Genomic DNA, 19,875 nt, shown 5'->3' on the forward strand with positions numbered 1-19,875 from the left:
GTTCGGCGTCGCGATCGCTTAATTTTTAATCGGAGAAAGTCTTGAACAAGAAACTATTGACCGCCGCTACTCTCGCCGTCTTCGCCACCGCCGCCCACGCGCAAAGCAGCGTCACGCTGTATGGCGTGATCGATGCCGGTATCAGCTACGTGAACAACTCGAAGACCGCAACGGGTCACGACAACCTCTTCAAGTATGACGACGGCGTGGCGCAAGGCAGCCGTTGGGGCCTGCGCGGCACGGAAGATCTGGGCGGTGGCCTGAAGGCGCTGTTCGTGTTGGAAAACGGCTTTAACAGCGGCAACGGCACGCTCGGCCAGGGCGGCGCGCTGTTCGGCCGTCAGGCTTATGTCGGTCTGTCGCAAAACAACATCGGCTCGCTGACGTTCGGTCGCCAGTACTCGTTTTCGACCGACTACCTGGGCGGCAACTACTCGACCGGCGGCCAGACCGTCGCGGGTAACTACGCTTACCACATCAACGACGTCGACCAGCTGACGTCGAGCCGTATCAACAACGCGGTCAAGTTCAGCAGCGCGAATTTCGCGGGCCTGACCTTCGGCGCGATGTACGGCTTCTCGAACCAGGCCGGCGCGTTCGCCGGCTCGCCGACGGTCGGCACGACCGCGGGTTCGTCGCGCGCTTATAGCTTCGGCGTGAACTACGCAAACGGCCCGTTCGGCGTCGGCGCGGCTTACACGGACATCCGCTTCCCCTCACAATCGACGCCGGCGTTCTCGACGGCGATGGCCAACGTGACGACGGGCACCGTGCGTGATCTGCGCACGTTCGGTGTCGGCGGCCGTTACACGATCGCCGCAGCCACGCTGTGGGCGTTGTACACGAACACGCGTTTCGAGCCGATCACGGGCGGCACGACGACGTTCGCCGCCTATGAAGCAGGCGCGAAGTACGCGTTCACGCCGGCTCTGACAGCAGGCGCGGGCTACACGTACATGCACCTGAGCAACGCGAACAAGGGCCACTGGAACCAGGCGGACCTGAGCGTCGACTACGCGCTGAGCAAGCGCACGGACGTGTACGCGCTGGGTATCTACCAGATCGCTTCGGGCCACAACGCGGCAACGGGCGATGTGCAAGCGCAGATCGGTTCGAGCACGAGCTACTTCAGCACGTCGGGCACGGGTTCGGATAACCAGTTGGCGTTCCGCGTCGGTATCCGTCACAAGTTCTAAAGCGAATTTCTCGCAGCGGGGAACGTGAGTTCGCTGCTGGATCGAGGTTCTGGAAAAACGCCCCGCGGGGCGTTTTTTCTTTTGGGCGAGTGCTTGTTCATCCGGATCATTCGCCCCGTTGTTTCCGGTTCCGATCAACGCACGAGGCAATGCGCGAACAAGCAAGCGGCCAGCCGAAATGGTCCTGCTTGCTACGGACGCGGGAAGCCGAGCGCGTCCGCCTGCGTTCTCAGCTCCGCAAAGCGGCCACCCACCGCGCTGACTGCCGTATTGGGGACGGCGCTTTGCGGCGTGACCTGACTTTTGTCCAGCTGTCCGATGCCGGTCGCGGTCGAGGCGCCAGTGGCCGCCGACACGGTGCACGCCGCGCCGTAGACACCCGGCGTGACGGCAATGGCCGGTACGTCGGTGCGCGGTGCGTCCGCCAGATCCAACGCATACGCGAGGTTGACCGTTGCCGGATCGCTGCTCCGCACGCCGAGTGGATCGAGTCCAAAGCGCCAGGCAAGCAGTTGGTGGATCGAACTGGGATCGAACGGATAACGCGACACACTGTTCGCACGTACGCGCGGTCCGAGCAGCACGCACGGTACGCGAAACCCGAGCCGCCCGTCGTTGCCCAACGCGCTTTCAGCGGCCGACACCGGCCTGACCGGCGGCGCGACATGTTCCATGAAGCCGCCCCACTCGTCGTAGACGATGATCACGAGCGTCTTGCTCCAGTTCGGGCTCGTGCGCAGCGCGTCGTAGATCTGCCCCAACAGCACCTGGCCATTGCGCACGTCCGCATGCGGATGATCGTCGTTCGAGGTCCCCTGCGATTCGCCGCCGAAACTCGGATCGACCATGCAGAACGACGGCAGCGTGCCCGCGGCGGCATCGGTGAGGAAATCGGCGAACAGCTTGGAACGCCCGACATAGCGGGTGCCGTAAAGCGCCGTGAACGGCACGTCGTGGAAGTAATACGTCGACGAGATGTTCTTCGCGTCCAGCCGGTCCCAGATGGTCGGCAGCGACGAGACGTCGAGCGTGTCGCTCAGACGGTCCGTTTCACCGCTATGCAGGTAGACCCGGTTCGGGTAAGTGTCGGCGAGAATGCCGCTCATGTAATAGTCGCACACGGTGTACTGCGCGGCGGCCCCTTGGTAAAACTCCAGATCCGCGGAGTGGAAATAGCCGACCGGCAGCAAGTCGCCGGGCGTGAGGCTGGTGGCCGGCGTCAGCAGAAAGCCGTTCATCGCGCCGTTTGCGAGGTGGACGCGCCCGGCTTCGTACGCGTGATTCGGGTCCGCATAGGCGCAGCCCTGGAAGCCATAGGCCGCATTGGCGGTGAGTGCGAACGACGCGCGCGCCGTGCCGAACGCATCCGTGAACGTGCGGCCTGCCTGTGCGCCTTCGGCGTTCGGCACCCATCCCAGCAAATGATCGAAGGAACGGTTTTCCATCGTGACCAGCACGATATGGTCGATGCCGGAAGTCGACGGATCAGGCAAAGGAGGACGCGGAAGATTGGCGCGATCCGGCGGGATCGTTCCAATCGCAGGCGGGGTCGACCCGTCTGACCCGGAGCCGCCGCCGCGCCCGCCACATGCCGACAATGCGATAGAACTTGCCAGCGCGGCGAGAATTTTCCGGCGCGCAAAATCAGGCGGATTCGGGGGCCGAGTGTTCATTTTTGTCGTCTCCTGGGGGCTATGTGTATGTCGTGAGGGTGTGTTCGCTCGTACCGCTGTTCGACTGCGTCGAGAGAGGTAGCAGTTAACGTTCCTCCCTGCCGGATGTTTTGCAGATCGGCGCATAACATATGTGTCCAACCAGTCGCGCAGATGCGCAAAGACTGGTGCTCGCCACCATGGGGTTATGGCGATGAAACACAGGCTGCTGACGGCCGAGCCCGCCGATTTGGTGATGCTGGAACCCCTCAGTCATCCGAAGCGTATGGCAAACGCTCGTATCCGCCGCGCGGATCGACGCTCACCGGCACGGCTCGGCCGGCAGAAGGCGCCGTGACATCGGATGGCGAAAGTTCTGGTACGCTGCGCGCTTTGCCACCGCTTGCATTCGACTCGATGGAAACACCCTTCAATGATCGTGGCGTGTCGGTCACGCGCAACGCACTCTCGTCCGCCGGCCAGGTCTTTCCGCTGCGCGAAATCGTGGATGTGCGCGTTGTCACCGTGCCGAAGAACAAGGTCTTGCCGATCGCGATTTCGCTGCTTGGACTCGCCGGCGTTATTGCCGGCGCGATATTGCGCTCGCCCGTAGGCATGGTGTGCGGCACGATGCTGGCCGTGGTCGGCTGGCTCACCTGGCTGAGCCAGGACATCACGCATCGTCTGATGGTGCAGACGGCGAATGGCGAGCGCGAAGCGCTGTCGAGCGTCGATCGCGATTTCGTCGAACGCGTCGGCGTGGCCGTGAACGAAGCGAAGGCCACAGCCGCCGCACCGAAGGTTTGATGTCGCGCCACGCGGCTATTCGCCGCTATCGAGTGCGATAGCACGGCACGCGCCCCCGCGCGACTATTGATGCAGATCGACATTTGCACGAGCCGGTTGCCGGCCGCGCCCGCGCCTTCACACATCTTTGCAATCGCACCCGAGCGGCCATGTAGAGTCGCCGCTCCTGTTATCGCGTGTTCCCTCCCGCAGGTTTGCAAGCGACCCGGTTTTATCGATCACGCCGCGGCCAATCCAGCGCGATTGCTGTTCGCGCTGTCCGCCTCGCCGCTTGCAATGCCTCGCCTTCGTCAGGGACCCGCCCTCTTGCAAAGCGTGTGACCTATGTTCCTGTCGTTTCTCGATGCCGCGCGCCGGCATTCGCGCCTCAGCCGGCGTCGTCTCAGCGCGGCCGCGCTTGTCGTGACCGGTGCGCTCGTAATGAGCGGCTGCGCCGTGACCTTCCCCACGCCCACGCCGCCCGCGCCGGCTGCCTCCCTGATCAACGGCGGCCAGGACGGCCTGCTGATTCCGCTGCAAGTGGAGTATGTCGACACCGGTCACGCGCGCCTCGGCCTGCCGATCCAGCTCGACGGCAAGGCGGTATATGTCGCACTGGATACCGGCACGCAAGGCGTGCGCGTGCTGAAGTCGGTCCTTCCGGGCACGGACTATCCGAACGCCGGCCCGCTGAGTTCGCTGCCGTTGGCGAACGGCGCGCAAGTCTCCGGCGCGGCCGTCAGACTGCCGATGAGCCTCGCGGGCACGAAGCCGGCGCAAATCGACGCGCAATCCGTCGAACTGGTGAACTGCCAGCCCAACGCCCGGCGTTGCGTGGGCATGGATGGCTACACCGGTGAATTCGGCTGGGCATTCTCGGGTCTGTTCGGCATCGGCGCGGCGCAACCGGACGACACCTGCTGCACGCAACCGCTGCGTGCGTTGCCCGGCAACATCGGCCAGCGCTACCTGGTGCACTCGAACTTTGCGAAACCTTACCTGGTGCTGAGTCCGTCGAGCGCGCTCACGAAGGACTACACGATGGTGCCGATGACCGTCCTGCAAGACGGCACGGCGCAATGGCCGAGAGGCTGCGTCAACGTCGGCGACAAGATGACCTTTTGCGCGCCGCTGGTGTTCGCGACGGCCAGCACCGACATGATCCGCGTTGAAATGGACAAGGCGCCGAACTGGACCGGCGACGACGAAGTCGGCAAGGTGCTCAATCAAGGCAACTACAACGCGGCGCTCGGCACAGGCAAATGGGTGCATCGCTATGAAGGCGCGCAAGTGACGATCGTCAAGGCGAAACCGGGCGCCGATCGCATCGTGATCGGCCTGATGGGCATGCAGAATATCGACGTGCTGTTCGACTTCCCGCACGGCCAGCTGGGCCTGCGCGCCGCGAGCGAGATTGAGCAGTTCGGGCAATAATCGCTGCGGTATCAGTTGCGGCATCGGTCAATGGAAAAGGCCGTGCGATTCACCAGCAATCGCACGGCCTTTACATGTCCACGTCGAGCCGAGACGAAGCAACCGTCCGCTATTCGATATTCAGCGGATTCACATGCCAGATGTTGCGTGCATATTCGCCGATCGTGCGATCCGACGAAAACTGCCCCATGCCCGCCACGTTCTCGATCGCGCTTTCCGTCCATGCGCGTTTGTCGACGAAGCGCGCGTCCACTTCGTCCTGAGCCTTGGCGAACGCGGCGAAATCGGCGAGCACCATGTAGTGATCGCCCCAATCGACCAGTGTGTGGAAAATATCCGAGAAGCGCAGCGGATCGTCCGGAGAGAAGAAGCCCGTGCGAATCTGGTCGAGCGCCGTGCGCAGTTCGGCGTTGTCTTCGTAGATTTGCCGCGGCCGGTAACCGGTGGCGCGCAGGCTGTCCACTTCATCCGCGGTATGGCCGAAGATGAAAATGTTCTCGCGGCCCACCGCGTCGCAGATTTCGATATTCGCGCCGTCCATCGTGCCGATCGTCAACGCGCCGTTGAGCGCGAGTTTCATGTTGCCGGTGCCCGATGCTTCCGTGCCGGCCATCGAAATCTGCTCCGACAGATCGGCGGCCGGAATAATCAGCTCCGCCACGCTCACGCCGTAGTTCGGCACGAACACCACTTTCAGACGGTCGCCGACCAGCGGATCGTGATTGACCTTTTCGCTGACGTCGCCGATCAGCTTGATGATGGTCTTGGCCATCCGATACGCGGACGCGGCCTTGCCGGCGAACATCACCACGCGCGGCACCCAGTCGAGTTCGGGATTCGCGCGAATCTGGTTGTAGCGCACGATCACATGCAGAATGTTAAGCAATTGCCGCTTGTATTCGTGAATGCGCTTGACCTGCAGATCGAACAGCGCGTCCGGATCGAAATGCAGTTTCGTGTGATGCGCGAGACGGTGCACGAGCCGCAGTTTGTTCTGCCGCTTTGCTTCACGGAAGGCTTCGATAAAGCCGCTATCCGTGCGCAGGTTGCGCAACTGCTCCAGTTCGAACAGATTGCTGCGCCAGTGTTTGCCGATCTGCTGATCAATCAGCGAGGACAGCGACGGGCTCGCCTGCGCGAGCCAGCGGCGCGGCGTGATGCCGTTGGTGACATTGGTGAAGCGGTCCGGATAGATGCTTGCGAAGTCGGCGAAGATATCGCGCGTCATCAACTGCGAGTGCAGCTTCGACACGCCGTTCACCTTGTGGCTCGCGACGATCGCCAGATACGCCATACGCACACGGCGCTGCCCGTATTCGTCGACGAGCGAAATGCGGCGGATCATTTCGGCGTCGTGACCCGACTGCTCGCTCACGTGCTTGAGAAACTGCGCGTTGATCTCGAAGATGATCTCGAGATGCCGTGGCAGCAGCCGCGCGAGCAACTCGACGTCCCACGTTTCGAGCGCCTCGGGCATCAGCGTATGGTTCGTGTACGAGAAGATCTGCGTGACATGCTTCCACGCCTTGTCCCATTGCAGATGGTGCACGTCCACCAGCAGACGCATCAGCTCGGGAATCGCCAGCACGGGGTGCGTATCGTTCAGATGCACCGCCACCTTTTCGGAGAAGCGCCCGAACGTACTGTGCGTGCGCTGATAGCGGCGAATCAGATCCTGCATGGTCGCCGAGACGAAAAAGTATTCCTGCCGCAAGCGCAGCTCACGGCCGGCCGGCGTCGAGTCGTCCGGGTACAGCAGGCGCGAGACGTTCTCCGACATGTTCTTCGTGTCGACCGCATTACGGTAGTCGCCGCGATTGAACGCGCCGAGATCGAGCTCCTCGGCGGCGCGCGCCGACCATAGGCGCAGCGTGTTGGTCGCGTCGGTCGCGTAACCCGGAATGACGGTGTCGTAGGCGGTGGCGTTCACGTGTTGCGTGTCGATCCATTCCACGTGTTCGCCGCGCTGTACCGTGCGGCCGCCGAAGTGAACCATGTACGTGACTTCGGGCCGCGGAAACTCCCACGGATTGCCTGCGCGCAGCCAGTAGTCCGGCGCTTCGACCTGCTCGCCGTTGACGATCTGCTGACGGAACATGCCGTATTCATATCGGATGCCATAGCCGAAGCCCGGAATGCCGAGCGTCGCCATCGAATCGAGAAAGCATGCCGCGAGCCGGCCGAGGCCGCCGTTGCCGAGCGCTGCGTCCGGCTCGATATCGATCAGCGCATCCATATCCACGCCCAGACTCGCCAGCGCTTCCTTCATCTGATCGTGGATGCCGAGGGCGAGCAAGGCGTTCGTAAAGGTCCGGCCGATCAGGAACTCCATCGACAGGTAGTAGACGCGTTTCACGTCCTGTTCGTATTGCAGGCGCGTGGTTTTCATCCAGCGCGCGACCAGCCGGTCGCGCACGGCGAGCGCCGCGGCGTGCAGCCAGTCATGCGGATGCGCGGTGACGGCGTCCTTGCCGACGCCATACATCATGCGATTGGAAATTGAGCGCCGTAGCGCGTCGACGGTACTGTTGAGCTGGTCGAATTCCAGATCGACGGCTGTCATCGAAGCCTCCGGGGAAAAAAGACGCGACATACGCGAACCGCACAGATGACGGGCGGGAGGCGCGAGCCGGTCAGGCGGGTTAAGAAACAGAGTAGGTCATTTTACGACCACCGGACACCGGCGGGCGCGAGCGCCTGGTTATGCACATGCCATGCCCGCCGACATCAGCCGGCGCGCCGCTTTTTCGCACGCGCGAGGTGCAAGCCACGTGTGTATGGCACTGCGCGCGTGCATCGGTTCCGCAAAACTGGCAAACGATTGCGAAACGCCCGATGCGCATTGAGTGAAAGGCCACGCTATTATTTTTTCGCCGCGTGACGCGCGGATGAAAGAGTGGGTGGCTCGACGCGTGGTCAAATCGGAGCACCTCGCCTGCAAGCTGGTTGTGCCGGAATGGCGTGTGATGCCACGGGCGCGCAGCAGTTCGCAGACGCCCGGCGGGCTTGACCGTTAGTTGCATCCGTAAAGGCGTAATCGGCGCCCTGCCCCGCCCGAGTCCCAGCACGATTCCCGCGTCTCTGTAACAATCGCTACATTCGCCGCGCGGCTGCCTGAAATGCCTCGAACGCTCCATTCGGGTCACGCGCGTCTGACGTCCCGCAACCTCTGCCACTCGCGCGCCGCGCGTCTCGCCTCGTCCGGCTGCACGCAGGCATGCTCAACCCGTCGAGTCACCGCCTTGTCCGACAAACCCAGCGCCGCCCACCCCGCCCCGCCTTTTCCCGCGGACGTCCCGATGTCCGCGGCCAACCGCCGCGCGATGGCCGCGATCATGCTCGCCGTCGCCCTCGCCACGCTCGACACCGCCATCGCCAACACCGCGCTGCCGGCCATCGCCGCCGACCTGCATGCGGCACCCGCGGCGTCGGTGTGGATCATCAATGCGTATCAGCTGGCGATGGTCGCGACGCTGCTGCCGCTCGCCGCGCTCGGCGATATCGTCGGGCATCGGCGGATTTATATCGGCGGGATTGCGCTCTTCACGCTGGCGTCGCTGGCATGCTCGCTCGCCTCGACGCTGCCGCTGCTGGCCGCCGCGCGCGTGCTGCAAGGCCTCGGCGCGAGCGCGATCATGAGCGTCAACACCGCGCTGATCCGCTATCTGTATCCGCCGCACCGGCTCGGACGCGGTCTCGGCACCAACGCGCTGATCGTCGGCGTGTCGTTCGCCGTCGGGCCGACGGTGGCGTCGCTGATCCTGTCGATTGCCGCATGGCCGTGGCTGTTCGCGGTCAACGTGCCGCTCGGCCTGCTGGCTTTGGGCTTCGCCTGGCCGGCGTTGCCGCACACCGAGCGCGGCAAGCACAACTTCGATCCGGTTGCGGCGCTCCTGAACGTCATCACCTTCGCCGCGTTGATCTTCGCGCTCGGCGAGGCGGCCCAGCGCGCGTCGACGCAACTGGTGGTGAGCGCGGCGGCGATTGCGCTGGTGTTCGGCATCTTGCTGATCCGCCGCGAAGCGGGCCACCCTGCGCCGATGCTGCCGGTCGATCTGTTCAAGCGGCCGGTGTTCGCGTTGTCGGCGGTGACGGCCGTGTGTTCGTTCGCCGCGCAAGGGCTGGCGTTCGTCTCGCTGCCGTTTTACTTTGAAGACGTGCTGCACCGCAGTCAGGTCGAAACCGGCTTTCTGATGACGCCGTGGCCCGTGGTGGTCGCGCTGGCCGCGCCGTTGGCGGGCAGCCTGTCCGACCGCTATCCGCCAGGACTGCTCGGCGCGATCGGTCTCGCGGTGATGTCGGCGGGCATGGCTTCGCTGGCGCTTCTGCCAGTGCATCCGCACGTGCTCGACATCGGCATTCGCATGGCGGTCTGCGGCGCGGGCTTCGGGTTTTTCCAGTCGCCGAATCTGAAGGCGTTGATGGCGAGCGCGCCGCCGGAGCGCAGCGGCGGCGCGAGCGGCATCGTCGCGACCGCGCGGCTGCTTGGGCAAACCACCGGCGCGGCGCTGGTCGCGTTGAGCTTTGGGATTGCCGGGCGGCATGGGCCGACGCTGGCGCTGGGCACCGGCGCTTTCTTTGCCGGAGCGGCGAGCCTCGCGAGCGGGCTCAGGTTGCTGGCGCCGTCGCATCGGTCAGGCGTGCATGCGAAGGCGTCGATGAAATGAAAAAAGCGGGCGCGCTCAAGTGAGAGTGCGTCCGCTGTGGTTTGCCGGGTTGCAGCTTCGTTCTGCTGCCTTGCTTTACGGTGTTGCTCGCAGCCGGCTGGCGTTCGGCTTTATGCGGCTTTATCGCGCCGCGAAATACGCCTTCACTGCTGCGATAAACGTATCGATATCCCCGCGCGATACATCCTTATGCGTCACGAATCGGGACGCATACAGCATCTGCGTGAGAATGCCGCGCTCCTTGAGCCACGCTTCGAGCGGCGCGCAGTGCTGCTGCGGAAACTGCGCGAACACCATATTGGTGGCGACCGACTGCACGTTGACCTGATCGATCGCCTCCAGACCCGCTGCCAGATGCGCGGCGTGCGCGTGATCGTCGGCGAGGCGTTCCACGTGGTGATCCAGCGCGTACAGGCACGCCGCCGCCAGCACGCCGGCCTGACGCATGCCGCCGCCCAGCACCTTGCGCCAGCGGTGCGCCACGTCGATCAGTGCGCGGCTGCCGACCAGCACCGAGCCGACCGGCGCGCCCAGTCCCTTCGAAAAACAGACCGAGACCGAATCGAACGGCTCGCACAATGCCGCGACCGGTTTATCCGACGCCACTGCCGCGTTATAAACGCGCGCGCCGTCGAGGTGAGCGGACAGGCCGTGCTGACGCGCAAGCTGCACCGCCTCGGCGACATACCCCGCCGGCAGCACCTTCCCGCCGATGGTGTTTTCCAGCGCCAGCAGCCGCGTGCGCGCGAAATGGTTGTCGATGGGCTTGATCGCCGCAGCGATCTTCTCCAGCGGGATCGAGCCGTCCGCGGCATTTTCAAGCGGTTGCGGCTGGATGCTGCCGAGCACCGCCGCGCCGCCGCCTTCATATTTATAGGTATGCGCCAACTGGCCCACGATGTATTCGTCGCCGCGCGCGCAATGCGCCATCAACGCCGCCAGATTGCTTTGCGTGCCGCTGGGGAAGAACAGGCCTGCTTCCTTGCCGGTGCGTTCGGCCAAGGTGGCCTGCAAACGCAACACGGTGGGGTCGTCGCCCCAGACGTCGTCGCCGACTTCGGCGGCCGACATGGCCGCGAGCATCGCCGGGGTTGGGCGGGTTACGGTATCGCTGCGCAAATCGATCATTGTGTGTCCCTGTGCGTCTGTGAATGACAGCCTGTAGCAGCCGCGCGACGCGCCGCACCGTCGGTATCGACGGGCGCCACGGTGGCGGCAGTTAGTCGCACAGTATATTCAATTAACGCTGCGCTGAAATCGCGCTGGAAAGAAGCATCACCCGCCCGACTTGGGCAGCCATGCGAGCGGATCGACCGGCTGGCCGTTCTGGCGGACCTCGAACTGGATCGACGCCACCCCCCGGCTGTCCACTCCGACTTCGCCGATGGTTTGCCCTTGTGCAACCGCATCACCTTCCTTCACGAGCAGTGTGCTGTTCTGTCCGTAGGCGGTGATCAGCGAGTCGTCGTGCTTGATGATGATGAGCGGTCCGTACGCCTCGATACCCGTGCCGGCGTACACCACGCGGCCGGTGGCGGCCGCCTTGACCGGATCGCCGGCCCGCCCGCCGATCACGATGCCGTTCGATTTACCGGGCGCGAAGGCTCTCAGCACTGGCCCACGCACCGGCCATTGCAGTACGCCCAGTTGCGGTCCGGCGGCTGCCATCGGCGCGCCGGGCGTGGCCGAACCGCTCGGCGCGACGGCGACCGGCGGCGTCACGACGCTGCCCGAGGCCATCGGCGGAGACACGCGCAGCACTTGCCCCGGCGTCACGGCGGCGTTGACCGGGAGGCCATTCCACGTCGCGATCTCCTGCGGCTTGTGGCCATACGCCGACGCAATCCCGTCGATGGTGTCGCCCGGATTGACCCGGTAGAAACCGGCGGGAACCGGCACCGTGCTGAGCGTGGTCGGGCGGGACGGCGTAGTGCTGTAAAACGGCGTGCTCTCCCACGGCATGGTCGTACAGCCGCTGAATATCAAGCCGAGCGCGGCTGCTGCCAGCAACCGGGTCCCCGTCAATTGCCATGATCTTGTCATTTGATTTTCCTCGACATTTTTTCGATCAATCGGATTCAATCGATGCCCAAGCATTTGCCATGCCGCTCCTCTCGCGGGCGCGGCAGCGCTTATCCATTATGCCGCCGCGCGCGGTGAGAACCGCGCCGGCACGGCACCGGCCGGCCGCCAGGATTCAGACGCTACCTTCCGCCTCGACCACCAGAATGCGCGCGACACCGATAGGATGCGCCACATGTTCGGTGCCGACCGATGCGTAGAACACGTCGCCCGTTTCCAGAATGGCCGACTGTTCGACGCCGCCTTCGCGATAACGCATCTCGACGCGGCCATCAAGCACGGCGAACACTTCCTCGCCGTCGTTGACATGCCATTTGTACGGTTGATCGGTCCAATGCAGGCGCGTCGTGATGCCGCGCATGTTGGCGATATCGAGCGCTCCCCAAGGGCGCGTTGCGGTGAAATTCTTGCTGCGAATGATCTTCATGGTCACGAGGCAGTTGGGAAAACGGCGCCGGCATGGCGTTCGATGCATCGGGCACGGCGGCCCGCCGGAACTCGCGCGAACCGGTTTCCGGCTGGCCCCATTATAGGTGCGCCGGACGGCGGGCTTATGCCGGCGGACGGCGCCGCGATTCGTGTGAGCATTGAATCCGCGGGGCGCTCGCCTATACTCGTTCTTGCTGCCCCGACGCGCCGAAAGCAAAACGTTTGAATTCTGCGAGGGAGTTGAGAATGAACAAAGCCACCTTTCTGGCCGTGCAACTCCACGTCGACGATGTCGCGGCGTCGCCCGGTCTGGTCGAGTTGCTAAACACACACCTGGTTTTCGCCGCCGACGTGGCCGAGGCCGCCGACGCCCTTGTCCAGTTGGCCAGTATCGCGGGATTGTCGAGCGGCGTGGAGGCGAGCGTCGAGATTCCGGCTGTGGCCATCGAGCGTTTGCGCGAGGCGCTCGACAACCTGAGCGGCTATGACGAATCCTGGCTGCTGGCCCTCGAACCCAGCCGCGCATTGTTCGATGAAATAAGCCGCCGGCATCGCACGCTGCACTAGAGCCGCGCTGGCGGATTGCATCCGGGTGCATCCGCCGCACCGCGCACCTTCGGCGTCCGTTCAGCGGCGTCGCCGGTCCGCCACGTTTTGCTCACCGCTCGGCCTGGCTGATTCATCGGCATGCTTCACCGCCGGTGCCGTCTGCAGATTTCGGGCGACTCAACCGGAGGACCGCCGTGAAAAGTCTCCTGAACCGCCGCAACGTGCTGGCAGGCCCATCACATCTCGTGCAGAACGCGCGAGAGAGCGCCTCCGATCCCACCTCACCCGACAGCAGCGAGCACGCAACCTTGGCGGCGTCGTCCGACGGCTCGCCCGCCGGTCCCGCGCTGCCGCGGCCGGTTCGTCCGGTGAGCGCCTTGCGGCCCGTGCCGGTGGTGCCGGCGCAGGTCGGCGTGCACGGCGTGCAGATCGCCGACATCGCCGAAGTGGAATGGCTCGCCGAAGAGGAAGCGTTGGCGCCGTTTCGCGTCTTCCGCAGCTTCGACTATTCGGTCAGCCTGCTGTTCCACGCGAAGGAACTGGCGTACTACGTCGCGCTCTATGAGGACGGCTTGCTGTGGCGCGCGCTGAAAGCCGCCGATCTCGACGCCGCGGAAACCGCCTTCCATCATTTTGAGGAGCAGGCGACGCGGCTCGCGGACGGCGAAACCCGGCGCGCCCAACTGGAGGCGCAGAACGAACAGTTGGCGCGCATGATCGCGCGCTCCGAGGCTCAGGCCGAACGGCTGCGCAGCGATCTGCAAAGGCGCGGCACGCACGAGCAGGCGGTGACGGCCCGCCAGCACCAGGTGCGCAAGGAGGTGTCGCAACTGGAAGCGCAGCGCGTGGCCGCGCAGGCTCATCTGAACAAGGCGCATCGGCAGATTCACCAGCTCAATCTGACGAGCAACGAAGCGATTCCACATTTGCCGAATCGATGAGAACCATGCGCTGACGAGCGCGCAACGGCATCGCGTCGAACACCGGCGCCCTGGCCGCGCCGTAAACGACAAACGCCGCCCGGCAATCCGGACGGCGTTTCCATTTGCTTGCCGCCTTGCAATCAGTCGGCGCTTCCATCAGCTTCAGCGCAGATTAGTTGCCGAAGTAGACCGAGTTACGGTCGTTGCTGCTCACCGGACGGCCCGCTTGCGAGCTGCCGGCGATCGGTGCGCCGTAGCCGCTGTTCACAGCCTGAGCGGTGCCGTTTTGCGCATCGACGCGTGCTTGCGCTGCCTGGATGTTAGCCGGGTAGTTGATCTGATCGCCGACCGGGTTGTAACCGGCCTTTTCGAGTTGAACCAGTTCAGCGCGGACTTGAGCGCGCGTAACCGGCTGATTCGATTGGGCAAAGGAAGCGACAGGAGCGGCCAGAGCGGCGGCGACTACGACTGCAGAGATAAGAGCCTTCATGATGTAAACCTCCAGAACTTGTTTTTAATTCGCTGCGGTTTGTATTCCGTAGCGCTTAAGTAGAAGTTTAAGAAGGTCGACACCTAGGGGAAACCCCTAAAACAATGAAACTCTATTTCGAATTTAGCAACAGTAACGGACCACTTTCCCTAAAGGCGTGTCCGGGCCTTGGCTTTCAGCAATAATTCATCATCTTCAGTTTGCAGCGTTTTTGCGGCCCGGCGCGCCCTGCTCCAAGGGCGCGCCGAGCCGCGATTCAAACGCTCAGCTCCAGTTCGCGTGGAAGCTGCCCGGCTTGTCGATGCGCTCGAACGTATGCGCGCCGAAGAAATCGCGCTGCGCTTGCACCAGGTTCGCCGGCAAACGCTCCGAACGATACGCATCGAAATACGCAATCGCCGACGCGAAAGCCGGCACCGGCACGCCCGCGTTGACCGCGGCCACCACGACCTCGCGCAACGCTGCCTGGTAATTTTTGGCGATGTCGCGGAAATACGGATCGAGCAGCAGATTGGCGATCGCCTTGTCCTTCGTATAAGCGTCCGTGATCTTTTGCAAGAAGCGGGCGCGGATAATACAGCCGGCGCGGAAAATCTTGGCGATCGTGCCGTAATCCAGATCCCACTTGTACTCTTCCGACGCTGCGCGCAGTTGCGCGAAGCCCTGCGCGTACGAAATGACCTTGCTGAAGTACAGCGCGCGGCGCACCGATTCGATGAAGGCGTCGCGCTCGGCGCCGAGCGGCTTGGCCGCCGGGCCCTCCAGCACTTTGCTCGCGGCCACGCGCTGGGTCTTCAGCGAGGACAGCACGCGCGCGAACACGGCTTCCGTGATCAGTGGCAGCGGCGCGCCGAGGTCGAGCGCATTCTGGCTAGTCCACTTGCCGGTGCCCTTCTGCGCGGCGCGATCGAGAATCACGTCGACCAGATCCTTGCCGGTCTCGTCGTCTTTCTTGCTGAAAATCTTCGAGGTGATTTCGATCAGATAGCTGTCGAGCTCGCCCTGATTCCACTCGGTATAGACCTTGCCGAGTTCTTCGTTCGAGAGACCGACCACCTGTTTCAGCACCGCGTAGCTTTCCGCGATCAGCTGCATGTCGCCGTACTCGATGCCGTTGTGCACCATCTTCACGAAGTGGCCCGCGCCGTCCGGTCCCATGTAGGCGACGCACGGTTCGCCGTCCGGCGCCTTCGCGGCGATCTCGGTGAGGATCGGCGCCACCAGGTCGTACGCGTCGCGCTGGCCGCCCGGCATGATGGACGGACCCTTCAGCGCGCCTTCCTCGCCGCCCGACACGCCCGTGCCGATAAAGTGCAGTCCGGACTTCGCGAGGTCCTGATTGCGGCGGATGGTGTCGGTGAAATGCGTGTTGCCGCCGTCGATCAGAATGTCGCCCTTGTCCAGCAGCGGCTTCAACTGATTGATCGTGGCGTCGGTGCCTTCGCCGGCCTTCACCATCAGCAGAATGCGGCGCGGCTTTTCCAGCGACTCCACGAATTCTTCCAGCGTGAAAGCCGGCACCAGCTTCTTGTCCGGATATTCGGCGATGAGTTCGTCGGTTTTCTCGCGGCTACGGTTGTACACCGACACCGCGTGGCCGCGGCTCTCGATGTTGAGCGCCAGATTGCGGCCCATGACCGCTAGCCCCACCACGCCGATTGCCTGTTTGCCCATGTGAATTCTCCAGAGTCCAAAAAATGTCGTGACGCCGCGCCGGAAAAAACGTCGGCGGGACGTCGAGGGTGAAAGAATAAAAGAAATGCCAGCTTGCCGCTCGTTGGTGGACAACGGGCAGCGTTTTCCACCGCGTCGAACCTGCGGTGGACCCGCGTTTATTCGCGTTTAATCTCGTTTGACGCGCGTCAGACTCGCGTCGCGTCCGCGCGTTTCCTGAACACCAGACTGAAATTGTTGGCGGGCATCGCGATCGGCTCATCGCACACCAGTCCGACCGACACGCCCAACGCCACGACCTCCTCCATGTCGCGTACGCCCCATTCCGGATCGCGGCCGCGCAACTGCTGATCGAAGGCATCGTTGCTCGGAGAAGTATGCGCTCCGCCGCGTTTGTATGGGCCGTACAGGTACAGCACACCGCCGTCGACGAGACGGCGGCCCGCACCCGCGAACAGCGCCTGCGCCGCGCTCCACGGCGAGATGTGAATCATGTTGATGCAGACCACGGCGTCGAGCGTGTCCACGCCCCAGTCTGGCTGATGCACGTCGAGCGCGAGCGGCGCACGCACGTTCGTGAGCCCTTCGTGCGCGACCCACGCGCCAATCGAAGCACGCGCGTCGGCATCGGCGTCGCTCGGTTGCCAGTCGAGTCCGGGCATCGCGCGGGCGAACCAGATCGCGTGCTGGCCGGTGCCGCTCGCGATTTCGAGCACGCGGCCGTTGGTCGGCAGCACGGCGCGCAACACCGCGAGGATGGGTTCACGGTTGCGTTCAGCGGATGGCGAATGTTGCCGCAGCGCAGGTTGGAAATCGGTCATGTTCAGCTTCGGTTCTGCTTCAGTTTCAGTACAGGGTCACACACACGAGTTCGGCGAGTTCGCGATCATAGCGCCAGCCGGCCGGCCAGTGCAGTCAACGTCTGCGCGCACGGCGCGGTGATTTTCAACGACAACAATGGATCGGCGCGCGTGCGTCCCAGGTTGATGGCGACGACCGGCTTGCCTTGCTTTTGCGCCCACACGCAAAAGCGATAGCCGGAATAAACCATCAGCGACGAGCCGACCACCAGCACGGCGTCCGCCGTGTCGAGCGCGCGCGAGGCCGCCTCCACGCGCTCCTTAGGCACGCTTTCGCCAAAGAACACCACGGCGGGCTTGAGCAACCCGCCGCAATTCGAACAGGACGGAATACGGAACCCTCCGAGATCGTGCCATTCGAGATGCGCGTCGCCATCGGCGGCGGTTTCCGCGGTCACGTCGACGAGCGCGGGATTGTCCGCTTCAAGCGTCTGCTGGATCGACGCGCGCGAGTGCTGCATGCCGCAGTCCAGGCACGTTACACCGTCTATGCCGCCATGCAGTTCGATCACCTCGCGGCTGCCCGCCCGCTGATGCAGGCCGTCGACATTCTGCGTTACCAGCGTCGGCACGTGGCCGGCCGCTTCGAGCCGGGCCAGCGCGGTATGCGCGGCGTTGGGCTGCGCGTGCGCGACCACCGGCCAGCCGACCATGCTGCGCGCCCAGTAGCGCTGGCGCATGGCGAGCGTGCCGAGAAACTCCTGCACCGTGATGGGCGGCGAGCGTTTCCATTCGCCGTTGTCGTCGCGATAGCCGGGAATGCCGGAGTCGGTGCTGATGCCCGCGCCGGTCAGCACGAACAGCCGCGGATAACGCTGCACGAAGCGATGCAGGTCGTCCAGCGTGTGCGAGTCGTTCAGGGGTTCGAGAGGCGCGGACTGAAGGTCGGTCATGACGGGGCGTGGTGAAGGGCGGTGGCGGTCCCGAGGCAACATCCCACGTGCCGCTCAGCGGTGCGAACGCGGCTTGCCGCTTCGCGGTTCGGGCTTGCGCTGGGCTTGCCGCGCTTGCCACTCAATGAGCGCGCTTCGATAACGTTCCAGCGCTTCGTCGTAGAGATCGAACACACATGGATTGCAGCCGCTATGACAACAGTCGTCGAGATCGGGCTGCACGGGCGGCACCGGCTGCGGGTCGTCCTTCGGTGTGGCTCGGGGCACGGCAAATCGCGTTCCATCAAGGCGGGAAGCGGACAGTATAAGTTGATCCCGCGCCGCTTGCTGCTCGTGCGAAGCCGTCAGCCCCGGCCGACGAACGGCATCTTGCTCGCCATGATCGTCATGAATTGCACGTTCGTCGAGAGCGGCAGTTCGGCCATGTGCAGCACCGCGTCCGCGACGTGCTGAACGTCCATCAGCGGCTCGACCGCGATCTCGCCGTTCGCCTGCGGCACGCCGCGCGCCATGCGCTCGGCCATTTCCGTCGCCGCATTGCCGATATCGATCTGCCCGCACACGATGTCGAATTTGCGGCCGTCGAGCGACACCGCTTTCGTGAGCCCGGTGATAGCGTGCTTGGTAGCGGTATAGGCGACACTGTTCGGCCGCGGCGCATGCGCCGAGATGGAACCGTTATTGATGATGCGCCCGCCGCGTGGATTTTGCGTTTTCATCAGACCGAAGGCCGCGCGCGTGCACAGGAACACGCCGGTCAGGTTGGTATCGACTATTGAGCGCCACTCGTCGATATCGAGTTCGTCGATATCGACCGGCGAGCCGTTGCGGCCCGCGTTGTTGAACAGCACGTCGAGCCGGCCGCGGCGCGCGCGGATCGTCTCGAACAACGCCGCGACGCTATCGGCGCTGGTGACGTCGCACGCCACCGCGAGCGCGTCGCCGCCGAGTTGCTGCGCTTCTTGAACGACGGCGTCGAGCGGCGCCTGACGGCGGCCGGCCAGCACGACGCTATACCCGTGTTCCAGCAGCTTGAGCGCACACGCGCGGCCGATCCCGCTGCCCGCGCCCGTCACCAGCGCGACCTTCTTGATTCCCGTATCCGTCACGTCACGTCTCCTCGTAGTTCAGTGGATGCAGAGTGCAGACAGTCTGCACGCGAACCGCCCGTAGCGGGGCATGGCGTCTTTCGGCGCGCTTTCATTATTTGCCATTCCTGCCGACGGGCGCGTCGGGATGCGCATCAATGGTATCGTTTGCCGTTGCGCGCCGCGCGCGCGATTCAACGCCTTCCCAGGAAGGAGGAAGGAAGACAGGAAGCACGCTTTATGAAAGAACTCTCCACGCCGCCGTCTGGCGTCCACGACGCGCCGTCACGCCGCTGGCCGCAAACCGGTTATCCCGCGATGCTCACCGCCACCGCCGCATGGCATGTCATCGTGCTGGCGGGATGGCTGATCGCACCTGCCGCGTGGCCCTGGTGGCTCGCCGCGATTTTTGTGAATCATGCCATTTTCACGGTAGCCGGCCTGTTGCCGCGCACCTCGCTGCTCGGTCCGAACTGGACCCGCCTGCCGGCCCATGCACGCAACGCCGACGCGATCGCGCTGACCATCGACGACGGTCCCGATCCGGCCGTCACGCCGCACGTGCTGGACCTGCTCGACGCCTTCGGCGTGCGCGCCACGTTCTTCTGCATCGGCGCGAAGGCGCAGCGTTACCCTGAACTCGCACGCGAGATCGTCGCGCGTGGCCATGCGCTCGAAAACCATTCGCAGGTTCACGTCCACACGTTTTCCGTGACGTTGCCGGGCGCGCTCACGCGCGAAATCGATGCGGCACAACGCACGCTCGAAGCCTTGAGCGGCGAGCGCCCGATGTTCTTCCGCGCGCCGGCCGGCTTGCGCAACATCTTTCTCGAACCGGTCTTGCGCAAGCTCGATCTGCGGCTCGCGGCATGGACGCGGCGCGGCTACGACACACGTGAGCGCGATCCCCGGGTAGTCACGCGACGGCTGCTCGATGGCCTCGCGCCACGCGACATTCTGCTGCTGCACGACGGCAACGCCGCCCTCACCGCTGAAGGCACGCCGTTGATCCTCGCCGTGCTGCCGCGTGTGATCGACGCGGCGCGGCAACGGCATCTGCGTTTCGTCACGCTGCGCGACGCGCGCGTGAACGACTGAAGCGCGGTAACGCATATGGGCGCAGTCCACTCGGCTCATGCGCGTTGCAGGTTA

Annotated in this window: 18 protein-coding genes; 7 read left to right on the plus strand and 11 right to left on the minus strand. The window is 64.2% G+C overall.

Going from position 1 to position 19,875, the window contains the following annotated elements:
- The first annotated feature begins 41 nt into the window (after nucleotides 1-41).
- Nucleotides 42-1,196, plus strand: a complete 1,155-nt coding sequence (locus tag B0G80_RS32655) for a porin (protein WP_106282421.1) — start codon at nucleotides 42-44, stop codon at nucleotides 1,194-1,196.
- Between the two features lie 191 nt (nucleotides 1,197-1,387).
- Here the strand turns inward: B0G80_RS32655 and B0G80_RS32660 are convergent, their stop codons facing one another.
- Complete coding sequence (locus B0G80_RS32660) at nucleotides 1,388-2,869, minus strand: alkaline phosphatase family protein (protein ID WP_116121988.1); 1,482 nt, start codon at nucleotides 2,867-2,869, stop codon at nucleotides 1,388-1,390.
- A gap of 396 nt (nucleotides 2,870-3,265) precedes the next feature.
- Here B0G80_RS32660 and B0G80_RS32665 point away from each other — a divergent pair, with 396 nt between their 5' ends.
- The gene (locus B0G80_RS32665) at nucleotides 3,266-3,655 is read left to right on the plus strand and encodes a DUF6232 family protein (RefSeq protein ID WP_106282423.1); all 390 of its coding nucleotides are present in this window, start codon (nucleotides 3,266-3,268) and stop codon (nucleotides 3,653-3,655) included.
- Nucleotides 3,656-3,979: 324 nt separating this feature from the next.
- On the plus strand, nucleotides 3,980-5,068 hold the full coding sequence (locus B0G80_RS32670; protein ID WP_116121989.1) for a hypothetical protein: 1,089 nt from the start codon (nucleotides 3,980-3,982) through the stop codon (nucleotides 5,066-5,068).
- Between the two features lie 109 nt (nucleotides 5,069-5,177).
- Here B0G80_RS32670 and B0G80_RS32675 read toward each other — a convergent pair whose 3' ends face one another.
- Nucleotides 5,178-7,631, minus strand: a complete 2,454-nt coding sequence (locus tag B0G80_RS32675) for a glycogen/starch/alpha-glucan phosphorylase (RefSeq protein ID WP_116121990.1) — start codon at nucleotides 7,629-7,631, stop codon at nucleotides 5,178-5,180.
- A 736-nt stretch (nucleotides 7,632-8,367) separates the two neighbouring features.
- Here B0G80_RS32675 and B0G80_RS32680 point away from each other — a divergent pair.
- On the plus strand, nucleotides 8,368-9,735 hold the full coding sequence (locus B0G80_RS32680) for an MFS transporter (protein ID WP_116121991.1): 1,368 nt from the start codon (nucleotides 8,368-8,370) through the stop codon (nucleotides 9,733-9,735).
- Nucleotides 9,736-9,855: 120 nt separating this feature from the next.
- Here B0G80_RS32680 and ltaE read toward each other — a convergent pair whose 3' ends face one another.
- From ltaE to B0G80_RS32695, 3 genes are all read right to left on the minus strand, one after another.
- Complete coding sequence (gene ltaE, locus B0G80_RS32685) at nucleotides 9,856-10,863, minus strand: low-specificity L-threonine aldolase (RefSeq protein WP_116121992.1); 1,008 nt, start codon at nucleotides 10,861-10,863, stop codon at nucleotides 9,856-9,858.
- A gap of 147 nt (nucleotides 10,864-11,010) precedes the next feature.
- Nucleotides 11,011-11,778 carry a peptidoglycan DD-metalloendopeptidase family protein gene (locus B0G80_RS32690; RefSeq protein WP_106282428.1) on the minus strand — a complete coding sequence of 256 codons (768 nt, stop codon included), beginning with the start codon at nucleotides 11,776-11,778 and terminating at the stop codon, nucleotides 11,011-11,013.
- Nucleotides 11,779-11,932: 154 nt separating this feature from the next.
- On the minus strand, nucleotides 11,933-12,244 hold the full coding sequence (locus B0G80_RS32695) for a cupin domain-containing protein (RefSeq protein ID WP_181196563.1): 312 nt from the start codon (nucleotides 12,242-12,244) through the stop codon (nucleotides 11,933-11,935).
- Between the two features lie 248 nt (nucleotides 12,245-12,492).
- On the opposite strand from B0G80_RS32695, the gene B0G80_RS32700 reads away from it, so the two are divergent.
- Nucleotides 12,493-12,813: a hypothetical protein gene (locus B0G80_RS32700; RefSeq protein WP_106282429.1), complete on the plus strand. Its 321-nt coding sequence runs from the start codon at nucleotides 12,493-12,495 to the stop codon at nucleotides 12,811-12,813.
- A 176-nt stretch (nucleotides 12,814-12,989) separates the two neighbouring features.
- Entirely contained in the window at nucleotides 12,990-13,736 is a 747-nt protein-coding gene (locus B0G80_RS32705) for a DUF2968 domain-containing protein (protein ID WP_116121993.1), read from the plus strand.
- A 154-nt stretch (nucleotides 13,737-13,890) separates the two neighbouring features.
- Here B0G80_RS32705 and B0G80_RS32710 read toward each other — a convergent pair whose 3' ends face one another.
- The 6 genes from B0G80_RS32710 to B0G80_RS32735 all read right to left on the minus strand — a co-directional run bounded on the left by B0G80_RS32710 (nucleotide 13,891) and on the right by B0G80_RS32735 (nucleotide 18,744).
- Entirely contained in the window at nucleotides 13,891-14,208 is a 318-nt protein-coding gene (locus tag B0G80_RS32710) for a DUF4148 domain-containing protein (protein ID WP_116121994.1), read from the minus strand.
- Between the two features lie 264 nt (nucleotides 14,209-14,472).
- Nucleotides 14,473-15,882: an NADP-dependent phosphogluconate dehydrogenase gene (gndA, locus tag B0G80_RS32715; RefSeq protein WP_106282432.1), complete on the minus strand. Its 1,410-nt coding sequence runs from the start codon at nucleotides 15,880-15,882 to the stop codon at nucleotides 14,473-14,475.
- Nucleotides 15,883-16,070: 188 nt separating this feature from the next.
- Nucleotides 16,071-16,703, minus strand: coding sequence for a DUF938 domain-containing protein (locus B0G80_RS32720; protein ID WP_116121995.1), 633 nt, complete (start codon nucleotides 16,701-16,703; stop codon nucleotides 16,071-16,073).
- 65 nt (nucleotides 16,704-16,768) lie between these two features.
- On the minus strand, nucleotides 16,769-17,635 hold the full coding sequence (locus B0G80_RS32725; protein WP_116121996.1) for an NAD-dependent protein deacetylase: 867 nt from the start codon (nucleotides 17,633-17,635) through the stop codon (nucleotides 16,769-16,771).
- A gap of 54 nt (nucleotides 17,636-17,689) precedes the next feature.
- Entirely contained in the window at nucleotides 17,690-17,902 is a 213-nt protein-coding gene (locus tag B0G80_RS32730; protein WP_116121997.1) for an oxidoreductase-like domain-containing protein, read from the minus strand.
- A gap of 77 nt (nucleotides 17,903-17,979) precedes the next feature.
- Nucleotides 17,980-18,744 carry an SDR family oxidoreductase gene (locus tag B0G80_RS32735; RefSeq protein ID WP_116121998.1) on the minus strand — a complete coding sequence of 255 codons (765 nt, stop codon included), beginning with the start codon at nucleotides 18,742-18,744 and terminating at the stop codon, nucleotides 17,980-17,982.
- Between the two features lie 219 nt (nucleotides 18,745-18,963).
- Between B0G80_RS32735 and B0G80_RS32740 the strand changes: the two genes are divergently transcribed.
- Nucleotides 18,964-19,821: a polysaccharide deacetylase family protein gene (locus B0G80_RS32740; protein WP_116121999.1), complete on the plus strand. Its 858-nt coding sequence runs from the start codon at nucleotides 18,964-18,966 to the stop codon at nucleotides 19,819-19,821.
- The last annotated feature ends 54 nt before the right edge of the window (nucleotides 19,822-19,875 follow it).

It is taken from the genome of Paraburkholderia sp. BL6669N2 (genome assembly GCF_003387275.1).
GTDB lineage: Bacteria > Pseudomonadota > Gammaproteobacteria > Burkholderiales > Burkholderiaceae > Paraburkholderia.

Bases quoted from the DNA above. Each gene is read 5' to 3' on its own strand.
- B0G80_RS32660 (WP_116121988.1), bottom strand. From the start codon at position 2,869: ATGAACACTCGGCCCCCGAATCCGCCTGATTTTGCGCGCCGGAAAATT.
- B0G80_RS32665 (WP_106282423.1), top strand. From the start codon at position 3,266: ATGGAAACACCCTTCAATGATCGTGGCGTGTCGGTCACGCGCAACGCA.
- B0G80_RS32670 (WP_116121989.1), top strand. From the start codon at position 3,980: ATGTTCCTGTCGTTTCTCGATGCCGCGCGCCGGCATTCGCGCCTCAGC.
- B0G80_RS32675 (WP_116121990.1), bottom strand. From the start codon at position 7,631: ATGACAGCCGTCGATCTGGAATTCGACCAGCTCAACAGTACCGTCGAC.
- B0G80_RS32680 (WP_116121991.1), top strand. From the start codon at position 8,368: ATGTCCGCGGCCAACCGCCGCGCGATGGCCGCGATCATGCTCGCCGTC.
- ltaE (WP_116121992.1), bottom strand. From the start codon at position 10,863: ATGATCGATTTGCGCAGCGATACCGTAACCCGCCCAACCCCGGCGATG.
- B0G80_RS32690 (WP_106282428.1), bottom strand. From the start codon at position 11,778: ATGACAAGATCATGGCAATTGACGGGGACCCGGTTGCTGGCAGCAGCC.
- B0G80_RS32695 (WP_181196563.1), bottom strand. From the start codon at position 12,244: ATGAAGATCATTCGCAGCAAGAATTTCACCGCAACGCGCCCTTGGGGA.
- B0G80_RS32700 (WP_106282429.1), top strand. From the start codon at position 12,493: ATGAACAAAGCCACCTTTCTGGCCGTGCAACTCCACGTCGACGATGTC.
- B0G80_RS32710 (WP_116121994.1), bottom strand. From the start codon at position 14,208: ATGAAGGCTCTTATCTCTGCAGTCGTAGTCGCCGCCGCTCTGGCCGCT.
- gndA (WP_106282432.1), bottom strand. From the start codon at position 15,882: ATGGGCAAACAGGCAATCGGCGTGGTGGGGCTAGCGGTCATGGGCCGC.
- B0G80_RS32720 (WP_116121995.1), bottom strand. From the start codon at position 16,703: ATGACCGATTTCCAACCTGCGCTGCGGCAACATTCGCCATCCGCTGAA.
- B0G80_RS32725 (WP_116121996.1), bottom strand. From the start codon at position 17,635: ATGACCGACCTTCAGTCCGCGCCTCTCGAACCCCTGAACGACTCGCAC.
- B0G80_RS32740 (WP_116121999.1), top strand. From the start codon at position 18,964: ATGAAAGAACTCTCCACGCCGCCGTCTGGCGTCCACGACGCGCCGTCA.